Source organism: Paenibacillus sp. FSL R5-0473, from assembly GCF_038004565.1.
Taxonomy (GTDB): Bacteria; Bacillota; Bacilli; order Paenibacillales; family Paenibacillaceae; genus Paenibacillus; species Paenibacillus amylolyticus.
Map to the genome: position 1 here is coordinate 1,185,286 of NZ_JBBORL010000001.1, position 11,755 is coordinate 1,197,040.

The following is an 11,755-nucleotide window of genomic DNA, read 5'->3' on the forward strand; positions in this document are numbered from 1 at the left end:
TCAGAGAGTTGGTGGTTGGTGCAAACCAATGGATGAGTTATAGCCGAATATCTCCCCGGAGAAGTGACGCTGAAGCGGTGATCTTGATTGCCGTGTGTAAGCCGAACCGTAAGCCGTACGTTATAACGGCACCCTGCGGTAGTATAGCGGGGCATAAGCGCTGTTGATGACAGAGCATACCCAGGCTTGCCTGGATGTGGTTTGTGATGAACAGAATTAGGGTGGTAACGCGAGTATAGCCTCGTCCCTTTCCAGGGACGGGGCTTTTTTGTGTCCAAAAAAGGCGAACGCCCATGAGGCCCGAAGGGACCTCAGGGAGAGAGCCCACCCGCCGGGAAAGTGAAGCACCCGGCAACACCCGCCTCGTGGTAAGGCCATGCGGCGTTCATGCAGGGAACAGTCGCAAAATGGCCGCCACTACGCACATCCACCCCTCGCCCATAAGCGCCACCGATCCCCCACCGACAACCCATCCCGGGTGTCCAGAGGGCGGAGCGCCTATGGGGTCTCCCTTGGCAAGGGGGATTTAGGGGGATTGAAACGCTTTTTGTGGACGGTCCACAATCCAACCAAAGAAAGGGAAGATAATCATCATGCAACGAGTTGACGTCAAAGAGAAGGCACGTGCCAGAGAATTACGCGTGTTAGATAAATGGAAAACGGAGAATACATTCAAAAGATCCATCGAAAACCGGGAGGGCAAGCCAAACTTCGTATTTTATGAAGGGCCACCTACAGCAAACGGTAAACCACATATCGGTCACGTACTGGGACGGGTAATCAAGGATTTTGTTGGACGGTATAACACGATGAAGGGTTACCGTGTTGTTCGTAAAGCGGGTTGGGATACACATGGTCTGCCTGTAGAACTGGGTGTACAGAAAAAGCTTGGTATCTCCCACAAGTGGGAAATCGAAGATTACGGCGTGGAGAAATTCATTAACGAATGTAAAGCGAGCGTATTCGAATACGAGCAACAATGGCGTGATCTGACAGAAGGCATCGGATATTGGACGGATATGAATAACCCGTATATCACCCTTGATAACAACTATATCGAGAGTGTATGGAACATCCTGGCGACAATTCATGAGAAAGGCCTGTTGTATCGTGGTCACCGTGTGAGCCCGTATTGTCCTTCTTGTCAGACAACACTGAGTTCCCATGAAGTTGCACAAGGGTACAAAGACGTCAAAGACCTAAGCGCTACAGCGAAATTCAAACTGAATGACAGCGGAGAATTTGTACTGGCTTGGACGACAACACCTTGGACACTGCCTTCACACGTTGCACTTGCCGTGAATCCGGATATGGACTACTCCCGTGTTCGTCAAGGTGATGAAGTGTACATCATGGCAACCAATCTGGTTGAAAAAGTGATGAAAGATACCAAGGGTGAGTATGAAATCATTGGTGCACTGAAAGGTGCCGACCTCGTTGGCAAAACGTATGATCCTCCGTTCAACTACGTACAGGCTGAGAAGGCTAACATCATTCTGGGTGCAAGCTTTGTAACGGATGCAAGTGGTACGGGTATCGTACACATGGCTCCTGCCCATGGTGAAGATGACTACCGTGTATGCCGTGAGAATGGGATCAGCTTTGTGAACATGGTGGACTTGGAAGGTAAATTTGTCGCTGAGGTTACTGACTTTGCCGGACGTTTCGTGAAGGATTGTGATATTGATATCGTGCGATATCTGTCTGAGCATGGGCGTTTGTTCAGCAAAGAAAAATATGAGCACAGCTATCCGTTCTGCTGGCGTTGTGATACACCACTTCTGTACTATGCAATGGACAGTTGGTTTATCCAAACGACAGCCATCAAGGACCAATTGATTGCCAACAACAGTGAAGTGGATTGGTACCCAGGTCACGTTCGTGAAGGTCGCTTCGGGAAATTCCTTGAGGATCTGGTGGATTGGAACATCAGCCGTGATCGTTATTGGGGAACTCCGCTGAACATCTGGGTGTGTGAGGAGACTGGCGAACAATTTGCACCACACAGCATTGCAGAATTGCGTGCTCGTGCGGTAGGTGATGTGCCAGAGAATCTTGAATTGCATAAACCATATGTGGATGACGTTAAAGTCATGAGCTCTTGTGGCAAATATGAGATGAAACGTACACCGGAAGTGATCGATGTCTGGTTCGACAGCGGCTCCATGCCGTTTGCCCAGCAGCACTATCCATTTGAAAATAAAGAAGTATTCGAACAGCAGTACCCTGCGGATATGATCTGTGAAGGGATTGACCAGACACGTGGCTGGTTCTACAGCTTGCTGGCGGTTTCCACCCTTTTGACAGGCAAAGCGCCTTACAAAGCGGTTATGGCTACAGGACACGTTCTTGACGAGAACGGACAGAAGATGTCCAAATCCAAAGGTAACGTTATCGATCCTTGGGAAGTAATTGAAGAATACGGTACAGATGCATTCCGCTGGGCTTTGTTGTCTGACAGTGCACCGTGGAACAGCAAACGTTTCTCCAAAGGTATCGTAGGGGAAGCCAAATCCAAAATGGTGGATACGCTGGTTAACACCCATGCATTTCTGACGCTTTATGCTACCATTGATGGATTTGATCCACAGGAGCACCCGTTCCAACTGTCCGCACACAAGCTGGATCGCTGGATTCTGTCGAGACTGAACAGCCTGATCCTGGTTGTAGAAAAAGCGCTGCTGGTTAACGACTATCTGAACTCTTCCAAAGCGATTGAAGCATTTGTTGATGAGTTGAGTAACTGGTACATCCGTCGTTCCCGCGACCGTTTCTGGGGAAGTGGCCTGACAGACGATAAATTGGACGCTTACCGCACATTGACTGAGGTACTGGTGACTACTGCGAAGTTGGTTGCTCCGTTCACACCGATGCTGGCAGAAGACATCTATCTGAACCTTGCAACAGGTGAGAGTGTGCACATGGAAGACTATCCGGTAGCTAATGAAGCGCTGATTGATGCAGGACTGGAACAGGATATGGAGACGGCTCGCCGCGTGGTTGAACTTGCCCGTAACGTTCGTAACGAAACAGGCATTAAGACACGTCAGCCACTGTCCGAATTGATCGTTTCCCTGGATAAAGGCTTTGACCTGACAAGTTATGAAGAGATCATCAAAGAAGAGATCAATGTAAAAGGAATCCGTACGGAGCATAATGATGCGGAATTCGTTGACTTTACATTGAAGCTGAACCTGAAGGTCGCAGGTAAGAAATACGGTAAAAACGTAGGGTTCCTGCAAAACTTCTTCAAAGGAATGTCGGCTGATGAGACGCGTAAAGTGGTTTCGGAGGGTGTGCTGAACATCGTTTCTCCAGAAGGCGAAGAGCTGCAAGTGACGAGCGAAGAATTATTGGTTGATAAACAGGCCAAATCTGGCTTTGCTTCAGCATCAGGTTACGGTCTGACGGTTGCACTCAATACCGAAATCACGCCAGCCTTGGAACAGGAAGGTTGGGTCCGTGAAGTGGTTCGTGCTGTGCAGGATACCCGGAAACGTCTGGATCTGCCGATTGAGAAAAGAGTACGTTTGACACTGGATGTGGATGCATCCCTTCAGGAAGCTATTCAGGCGTTTGATGATGTGTTGCGTGAAAATGTTCTCGTAACCGAAGTTACATTTGGCTCGAATGAGTCCATGGAACGCGTTGAAGCCGGAGGCAAATCGATCGGTATTTACATCGAAGCGTAATTCGGAGCATGTCCCATTCAATTAGGACAGAATATAGAGTATAAACAAACGAGCCGCAGAGGCAGGGACATATTCCCTGTATCTGGGCTCGTTTGTTTTTTAGGCAATAAGGCAATGATTCTATAGTGCAGTCAATCTATATTGATCAAAGGAACTGACCAAAACATGAGCGAACATGACAAGCAAACCGCAGCCACTTCACAACAACCAACATCAGATAATCTGAATTCGCATGACAAAATTGAAGAGTTACATACCCTGACGAATCGTCTGGCGAATGAACTGGAACGTTCACGAATTGCGCAATACACAGAATTGCTGAACAGGCCATGGAAATTGATTGGACTTAACCTGTTGTCAGGAGCCGCACGAGGTGTGGGGATTGCGATTGGGTTTACCTTTTTCGCAGCAACGATCATTTACGTTTTGCAGCTACTTGGGGCGCTCAATCTTCCCATTGTTGGAGATTACATCGCTGATATTGTGCGCATTGTCCAGCGTCAGCTTGATATGAACACTTACTAAGCGATTAGTAATTAAAGGTGAAAGATATCAAAGTACATTTAGTAAATGTCATCCGTCTCCATATCCGGTTCTAACAGACCCTCGCCCTCACGGTTCTCCAGGTACTGACGATATTGCCTATTGCGCACGATGGAGACGTCATGACCATAGATGTCCGTGGCAACAAAACTTTCGTACGCTTCAACGCAGCCTTCCACTTCATCGGTAGCTTCAATCGCCATAACATCATAGCTGTCGATATCGCGTCCTTCAGCCATGGCTGGTGAATTCGATGTGCCCCAACTTTCAACAATCTGCCAAGTGTCTTCACCATCGAAGCCATTTTGATCCTCACGCTCGTCCAGACTGGTTCGACCAAATGCCGGGGCAAGGAATTCTTCCTCTACAGGGCGGTTCTCAGAGACAACGGTTTCTGGTTGATGTTTTTTGCAGTATTTGGTGTAGGGCACAGCTTCCATGCGTTCATAAGGGATGGGTTGCTGACAGACCGCACATGTACCGTAATGTCCTTCTTCGATGGAGTGCAGTGCAGAATCGATTCGTTCCAATTGGAATTCATCATGTTCCAGCAGGGAAATATCTTTCTCGCGTTCATACACCTCCGTAGCTATGTCGCCAGGATGGTTATCAATTGGTGATAATTCACCTGTCTGTAGTTTAAGGGAGTCTCCAAGTCCATAATGCTCGTTTTCCGACAGTCTATGTTCAATATCGCGCTTATCGGACATCAGTTGGGAACGTAGAAATTGTAGTTGTTTGTTAGTAAAATGTGACATGATTTTCCCCTTTCTGCTTTCATGCTGGAATCCGGATTTTGACTCTATTGTAGGATGTGCCATTGAGGGCAAGATTACAGAAGGGAAATGTTATCGTTTTTGCCATAAGCATTGCGATGTAGCGCGTCGTGGACGATTTCCAAACAGCTGTGCTACAATAAACAAGTCTGGCGTAAGCCTGGTATCGTTTGGAAAAGACAAGAACGGAGTGACAAACAAACGTGGTGTATTATATCCTTGCTTTTATCGTATTTTTATTGGATCAGGGAACCAAGTATCTGATTGCAACCCGGATGGAACTCAGAGAAGAAATTCCGGTCATTGGCAATTTCTTTGTCATCACATCACATCGTAACTCAGGAGCAGCATTTGGCATTCTGCAAGACCAGCGTTGGTTCTTTATCGTGGTTACGTTGATTGTGGTCGTTGCCTTGATTTGGTATTTGCAAAAGGTAAAAGATACCCCGCACAAATTGCTGCCTGTGGCGCTTAGTTTGGTGCTTGGTGGAGCAATTGGCAACTTCCTTGACCGGGCATTGACTGGAGAAGTTGTAGATTTTGTACAACTTAATTTTGGAAGTTATACGTTTCCCATTTTTAACATCGCCGATTCGGCAATCTGCATCGGTGTAGGGTTGATCATAGTGGAGACATTGCTTGAAGGACGGCGCGAAAAAGCAGCCGCGAAGATTGAAGGGAATGAACATCATGAGTAATCCGAATAAGGAACAGATTAACGACGAAGAACTAATGAATGGCAATGAACGTATGGAATGGACCGTTGCCGCTGAACATAAAAAAGAACGAATTGACAAATATATTACGGAAGCCGTGGATAACGTATCTCGCTCCCAAGTTCAATTGTGGATCAGAGACGGGATGGTTACAGTAAATGGTGCTGTAGTCAAAGCCAATGCCAAGTTATCCGAAGGTGATCTGATTGAACTACAGATTCCTGAACCGGCTGCCGTTGAGATCATTGCCGAAGATATTCCGCTAGAAGTGGTATATGAAGACAGCGACCTGATCGTGATTAACAAACAGCGTGGTCTTGTGGTGCATCCAGCACCAGGACATACGTCGGGTACCCTCGTTAATGCACTTATGCATCACTGCAAAGACCTCTCGGGTATTAATGGGGAGTTGCGTCCTGGTATTGTGCATCGTATCGATAAGGATACATCCGGCCTGATCATGGCTGCCAAGAACGATCGTGCTCATGCATCACTGGCTGCTCAGTTGAAGGAACATACGGTGAATAGACGGTATATTGCGCTTGTTCATGGTCATCTTAATCATGATCAAGGTACCATTGATGCACCGATTGGACGGGATACCAATGACCGCAAAATGTATACGGTCACAGAACGTAACAGTAAACATGCCGTTACGCATTTTACCGTTACAGAGCGGATTAATGATTACACCTTGCTGGAATTGAAACTGGAGACAGGACGTACTCACCAGATTCGGGTTCACATGAAATTTATTGGTCACCCGCTTGTAGGAGATCCAACTTATGGACGGAATAAAGGCATCAAAATGCAAGGACAGGCTCTTCATGCGGCCATTCTTGGATTTGTGCATCCAACAACGGGAGAATACCTTGAATTTTCAGCTCCGATTCCGCAAGATATGGAAGACGTGCTCGCCTCGCTACGCAGTCGTTAACAGCTCCAAGAAAGTACAAATGTTCGGATACTTTGTCCATGGCTTTGATCACGCAAATGCTTCATATTAAAGTGTAGAAATTTGCGTCAAATGAGGAGATGAACAACGTTATGAGTATCGATAAATACCAAGAAACTTACATTCAGACTAATTTTGCCGACCGTATCGGTGGCTCCAACTATGGTAAAGACACGAACATTTATAAATTCGAGAAAATCAAACGTGCCAAAGCTTCGGCCAAAAAAGATTTTCCCGATGTGGAACTGATTGACCTTGGTGTAGGTGAACCGGACGAAATGGCTGATGCAGGCATTGTAGCTGCACTTGCAGAAGAAGCTTCCAGACCTGAGAATCGTGGTTATGCTGACAATGGTATTCCTGAATTCAAAGCTGCTGCTGCTTCCTACCTGAAAAACGTATTCAACGTAGAAGGTATCGATGCAGATACTGAGATCGTACACTCCATTGGTTCCAAACCAGCTTTGGCGATGATGCCTTCATGCTTCATCAATCCGGGTGATGTGACGATCATGACCGTTCCAGGATACCCGGTTATGGGTACACATACGAAGTATCTGGGTGGAGAAGTGTTCAACATCCAATTGACGAAAGAGAACAACTTCTTGCCTGATCTGACGGCTATCCCGGAAGACATCGCAAAACGTGCGAAGTTGCTCTACCTGAACTATCCGAACAACCCAACAGGCGCAAGCGCGACGGTGGAGTTCTTCACTGAAGTTGTGGAGTGGGCTAAGAAATACAATGTTGTGGTTGTACATGATGCTCCATATGCAGCATTGACGTATGATGGCAAAAAACCGTTCAGCTTCCTATCGGTACCTGGTGCGAAGGATGTCGGCGTAGAGCTGCACTCTCTGTCCAAGTCCTACAACATGACAGGTTGGAGAATCGGATTTGTAGCGGGTAACCCGCTTGTAGTCAAAGCATTCAGTGATGTGAAGGACAACAATGACTCCGGTCAGTTCATCGCGATTCAAAAGGCTGCTGCTTATGGATTGAATCACCCTGAAATTACGGAAAAAATTGCAGAGAAATATTCTCGCCGTCACGACATGCTCGTTGCCGCACTGAACGAACTGGGCTTCCAGGCTGAAAAACCTAAAGGTTCATTCTTCCTGTATGTAGAAGCACCAAAAGGTGTGGTTGGCGGACGTCGCTTCGAATCAGGCGAAGATTTCTCCCAATTCCTGATCCGTGAGAAACTGATCTCATCCGTACCTTGGGATGATGCCGGTAACTTTGTTCGTTTCTCCGTAACCTTTGAAGCGAAGGGTGAAGAGGAAGAGAAACGTGTTATTGCTGAGATCAAACGTCGTCTGAGCGACGTACAATTTGAATTTTAATCGCATCACCCAATAGTTAAATCATGTACTAACGAAGAGACCGGAAACGGTCTCTTTTTTTATGCCCATATTAGAATTTTTTCATTTACTCCCTTTACAAAATTATACAAGCAACATATGATTAGATCTTTACGTTATTTGTTATATACAGAAGTTGTTGTTGAAGGGAGTTATTACAATTGTTATCATCACGAACAAGTACGGTGTCCTCACCGGCTACAGGAACAGGCAGTACAGTGTCAGGATTATTCAGATTGTTAAGACCCAAACAGTGGACTAAAAATCTGCTGTTATTTGCTGCGTTACTATTTTCTTTTGAGGAGATTCGGACTGAAACCATTCTTGCGACGTTGCTTGGTTTTATTCTATTTAGCCTCGTTGCAGGCTGTGTGTATATTTTAAATGACTTTGTAGACCGAGACAGGGATCGACAGCATCCGGTGAAAAGGTATCGTCCTATGGCTTCTGGGCAGGTGAATCCGAGTCATGCTTTGTTGTTTGGCATTATTCTATTAATCCTTTCCGTAGGAACGGCCTTCATGATGAACCCTCTATTCGGGGTGTTATGTATCGTCTATTTCCTGTTGAATGTATCGTATTCATTTGTGCTGAAACATCTCGTTATCCTGGATATGATGACCATTGCAGCCGGCTTTGTACTTCGTGCCATTGCAGGTGGTGTGCTGATCCATGTGCCATTCACACCGTGGTTTTTGATCTGTACCATGCTGTTGTCGTTGTTTTTGGCCATTGGAAAACGCAGAAATGAACTCACGTTGCTTGAGGGAAATACGGGATCACATCGTAAGGTTTTGGATAACTACTCCATTACGTTACTGGATCAATTCAATACAATTGTGACGACAGCTACGATTATCAGTTATTCCCTGTTCACATTCACTTCAGATCGAACCATTCATCTCATGTGGACGATTCCATTGGTCATTTACGGCATGTTCCGTTACCTGTATCTGATCCACATGAAGAACCAGGGAGGTTCGCCCGATCGTGTGCTGTTTGAGGACAAGCCTATATTAATTACGGTTATGTTGTATGTGATAAGTGTTGTTACAATCTTTGCAATCTTTGAATAAAGGCTGAGGGGGATCAGGGTGAAAAGCACGAAAGTCGCAATTTTTGATATTGATAAAACGATCATACGCAGTGATTCCATGTTTCAATTTGTGCATTACGGTGTTCGCCGTTACCCGTGGCAGGTATGGAGATTACCTGTCATTGCATTACATACCGTGTTATTCAAGGCAGGCTTCATGACGGTTGAACAAGTCAAACGATCCTACTTTCAAGAAATTGAGCGTATGTCTGAAAAAGATCTCGAACATTTCTTTGATACTCGCTTGCGTACGTCCATTTTTGCCGAGGCCAGTGTAGAGATGCAACATCGCAAAGAAGCAGGGTATCATGTCTTGCTGGTAACTGCATCTCCGCATGCCTATATGAAATACTTTAATAATTTTCCTTGGGTGGATCATGTAATTGGAACTGAACTTGTCCGTCATGAGAATGGTTACACATGCAGAGTTGATGGCAGCAATTGCAAAGGGGAAGAGAAGGTACGCCGAATTCAGGCTTATCTGAGTGAGAAGAATATGGTCATTGATTATGACCAGTCATGTTCCTACTCGGACTCCTTATCCGACCTTCCAGTCATGCAACTTGTAAGTCAACGATACTTTATTAACAAGCGTGTTCCGGACATGGAGGCATTAACGTGGGGGAAATAAAATCGCGTCATACTGGTAAATGGTTGATGCTCGTTTCCGCTTTTCTGACAGCAACGGGTCAATTGTTCTGGAAATGGGGACTAACCGAGTGGATTTACCTGGGTGTTGGTTTTCTGTGTTATGGACTTGGAGCGATTTTGATGATTAAAGCTTTTGCTCTGGAAAAACTCTCTGTTGCTTATCCTCTGATGTGTGCTAGTTACGTATTTGCCTTAATCTATGGGTATTTTTTGCTTGGAGAAGAAATTACGGTGCAGAAGCTGGCAGCAGTTGTGTTGCTTGGAATCGGGGTGACATTAACCAGTGTTGATCGATAGCTGGATGGTTGCCGTATTAATTGTCATGACGTTGTGTGGTGCACTGGGCGGGGCCGGACTGAAAGCTTATGCTTCCAGTCGCAATCGTCTGCATGTACTCATGGGACTTGGATTCTACGGAACGGGTGCGTTGCTGAATATTGTATTGCTGAAGTTTCTTCCATTAACCGTAGTGTTGCCTGCGAACGCATTAACATATGTCTGGACTCTCATCATAGCGCGGTTGATATTTAAAGAGACCGTGGGCCCTTTACGCTGGATAGGTGTGGCATGTATTATGGGTGGCCTATGTTTATTGGTATTTTAGAACTTAATTAATCAGGATGTGAAATGAAAGCATGAACTTTTTAGATTACTTCTTTTATAATCGCAGAGCCAACTGGACAGCCTTTTACCTGTTTGCGGGATTTGCTCTGTTTTATGGTTTAATGAACGGCTCGTATGTTCTGTACATTGAAAATAATGCAGAGATGCTTGGGGCGTATAGCCCTTTTAATACGACGTTGTTTCCAATCAATTTATTCAACTTTGATCCTTCAATGTATTATGGGGACAACAGTTCTTCCGTGATCCATCCGCTGATTTCCTTTCTCGCTGTCACCCTTGCGGCTGTAGCGAAACTGCTGGGAGGCAACTGGTTCTTTCTAATCCTGCAATCGCTGGTAAATGCGGGTTCGGTGGTGCTGGCGTATCTGTTCCTGAGTCAAAAAGAAGATAAACCGACCATCGTACCGCTACTGTTTGCCTTATTGTTTGGTTTCAGTTCCTACTTAATGTTTACTGCATTGATCCCGGATTCGTATCCTTATGTACAGTTCGTTATTCTGTTGTCGGTGGTTTACATGCAGTATACTCGTGAGCGTCAGGACGTACGTTATGTACCCAATGCATTGCTTACATCGATTAACTTTGGACTAACCTCGACCAATATCGTACCATTTGCTGCTGCCACATTCTTCAATATGCATGCATGGCGCAATAAGGCGAATTTGAAAAAATACATCGGTATCATGGCATTAGCGGTTCTGATCATCGTCGTATTAACTGGCGTCCAGTACGTTGCCTTTGGAGGTCGCAGCTGGGTTAGTAACTGGCTGTTGGGCATTCAAAATGGTGGAACCAGCTATGCAACGCCATTCCAGTTCGCTGTTCACTGGAAAGCATTGAACATGTTAACTATTAATCCGATGCTGACACCGAAAATGCATTTACTGGACCCGGGCATGGCGGCCTTTGTTACGGATCTATCCCGTTCCAATCCAATCCATGTGCAGATGACAGGTATCTTTATTTTACTACTGGCATTCATGGGCTTCATTAAAGGCATTCGTGAACGAGAAGTGTGGACCCTTGTGCCATATATTTTGTTTGCCTTTTTGCTTCACGTAGTCGTGGGCTTTGGTCTAGCTGTGTTTCAATACGATATGTACCTGTATGCGGGACATTATCTGTTTGCGTTTTTCCTGTTGGGTGGAAGTTTCGTCATCAGCCTTCGTCCGGGATTGGGGAAAAAAGTGGTTATAGGCTTGATCATGTTATGTGTTATCGTTACGGCAAGTAACAACATCTATCGCCATGTAGAAACATTAACAACAATCAAACAATCCTATAATCAGTTGGAACAGGAACGCTCAGTGAAATAGTCAAATAGTAAATGTATCGATT

General features: G+C 45.6%; 11 protein-coding genes and 1 other annotated feature (1 of these 12 cut by a window edge). Of the genes, 10 read left to right on the forward strand and 1 reads right to left on the reverse strand.

All coding sequences use genetic code 11. The features are described from left to right. Window positions 1–252 (forward strand) — a binding site (T-box leader) (it extends 41 nt beyond the left edge of the window). Window positions 253–593: 341 nt separating this feature from the next. Beyond that, window positions 594–3,692, forward strand: a complete 3,099-nt coding sequence (ileS, locus tag MKY28_RS05125) for an isoleucine--tRNA ligase (RefSeq protein WP_047843743.1) — start codon at window positions 594–596, stop codon at window positions 3,690–3,692. 165 nt (window positions 3,693–3,857) lie between these two features. Continuing rightward, complete coding sequence (locus MKY28_RS05130; RefSeq protein ID WP_340935207.1) at window positions 3,858–4,217, forward strand: DUF5665 domain-containing protein; 360 nt, start codon at window positions 3,858–3,860, stop codon at window positions 4,215–4,217. A gap of 38 nt (window positions 4,218–4,255) precedes the next feature. On the opposite strand, the gene MKY28_RS05135 is transcribed toward MKY28_RS05130, so the two are convergent. Beyond that, window positions 4,256–4,993 (reverse strand): TraR/DksA C4-type zinc finger protein, encoded by a 738-nt coding sequence (locus MKY28_RS05135; protein ID WP_340935211.1) that lies wholly within the window; start codon window positions 4,991–4,993, stop codon window positions 4,256–4,258. A gap of 221 nt (window positions 4,994–5,214) precedes the next feature. Between MKY28_RS05135 and lspA the strand changes: the two genes are divergently transcribed. From lspA to MKY28_RS05175, 8 genes are all read left to right on the forward strand, one after another. After that, a complete protein-coding gene (gene lspA, locus MKY28_RS05140; RefSeq protein WP_017687321.1) occupies window positions 5,215–5,709 on the forward strand; it encodes a signal peptidase II in 495 nt (164 codons plus the stop codon). Continuing rightward, window positions 5,702–6,664, forward strand: a complete 963-nt coding sequence (locus MKY28_RS05145; RefSeq protein ID WP_445670885.1) for an RluA family pseudouridine synthase — start codon at window positions 5,702–5,704, stop codon at window positions 6,662–6,664. The genes lspA and MKY28_RS05145 overlap by 8 nt, the downstream gene beginning before the upstream one ends. A 110-nt stretch (window positions 6,665–6,774) precedes the next feature. Further along, window positions 6,775–8,028, forward strand: coding sequence for an LL-diaminopimelate aminotransferase (locus MKY28_RS05150; protein ID WP_036674844.1), 1,254 nt, complete (start codon window positions 6,775–6,777; stop codon window positions 8,026–8,028). 203 nt (window positions 8,029–8,231) lie between these two features. After that, complete coding sequence (locus MKY28_RS05155) at window positions 8,232–9,122, forward strand: decaprenyl-phosphate phosphoribosyltransferase (protein WP_047844436.1); 891 nt, start codon at window positions 8,232–8,234, stop codon at window positions 9,120–9,122. A gap of 18 nt (window positions 9,123–9,140) precedes the next feature. Continuing rightward, window positions 9,141–9,773, forward strand: coding sequence for an HAD-IB family hydrolase (locus tag MKY28_RS05160; protein ID WP_036614827.1), 633 nt, complete (start codon window positions 9,141–9,143; stop codon window positions 9,771–9,773). 26 nt (window positions 9,774–9,799) lie between these two features. After that, window positions 9,800–10,090, forward strand: a complete 291-nt coding sequence (locus tag MKY28_RS05165) for an EamA family transporter (RefSeq protein ID WP_197997836.1) — start codon at window positions 9,800–9,802, stop codon at window positions 10,088–10,090. Next, window positions 10,077–10,397, forward strand: a complete 321-nt coding sequence (locus tag MKY28_RS05170; protein WP_235431595.1) for an EamA family transporter — start codon at window positions 10,077–10,079, stop codon at window positions 10,395–10,397. The genes MKY28_RS05165 and MKY28_RS05170 overlap by 14 nt, the downstream gene beginning before the upstream one ends. Window positions 10,398–10,428: 31 nt before the next feature. Then, the gene (locus MKY28_RS05175) at window positions 10,429–11,733 is read left to right on the forward strand and encodes a DUF6080 domain-containing protein (RefSeq protein ID WP_340935213.1); all 1,305 of its coding nucleotides are present in this window, start codon (window positions 10,429–10,431) and stop codon (window positions 11,731–11,733) included. Window positions 11,734–11,755 lie beyond the last annotated feature (22 nt).

Bases quoted from the DNA above. Each gene is read 5' to 3' on its own strand.
- ileS (WP_047843743.1), top strand. From the start codon at position 594: ATGCAACGAGTTGACGTCAAAGAGAAGGCACGTGCCAGAGAATTACGC.
- MKY28_RS05130 (WP_340935207.1), top strand. From the start codon at position 3,858: ATGAGCGAACATGACAAGCAAACCGCAGCCACTTCACAACAACCAACA.
- MKY28_RS05135 (WP_340935211.1), bottom strand. From the start codon at position 4,993: ATGTCACATTTTACTAACAAACAACTACAATTTCTACGTTCCCAACTG.
- MKY28_RS05145 (WP_445670885.1), top strand. From the start codon at position 5,702: ATGAGTAATCCGAATAAGGAACAGATTAACGACGAAGAACTAATGAAT.
- MKY28_RS05150 (WP_036674844.1), top strand. From the start codon at position 6,775: ATGAGTATCGATAAATACCAAGAAACTTACATTCAGACTAATTTTGCC.
- MKY28_RS05165 (WP_197997836.1), top strand. From the start codon at position 9,800: ATGCTCGTTTCCGCTTTTCTGACAGCAACGGGTCAATTGTTCTGGAAA.
- MKY28_RS05175 (WP_340935213.1), top strand. From the start codon at position 10,429: ATGAACTTTTTAGATTACTTCTTTTATAATCGCAGAGCCAACTGGACA.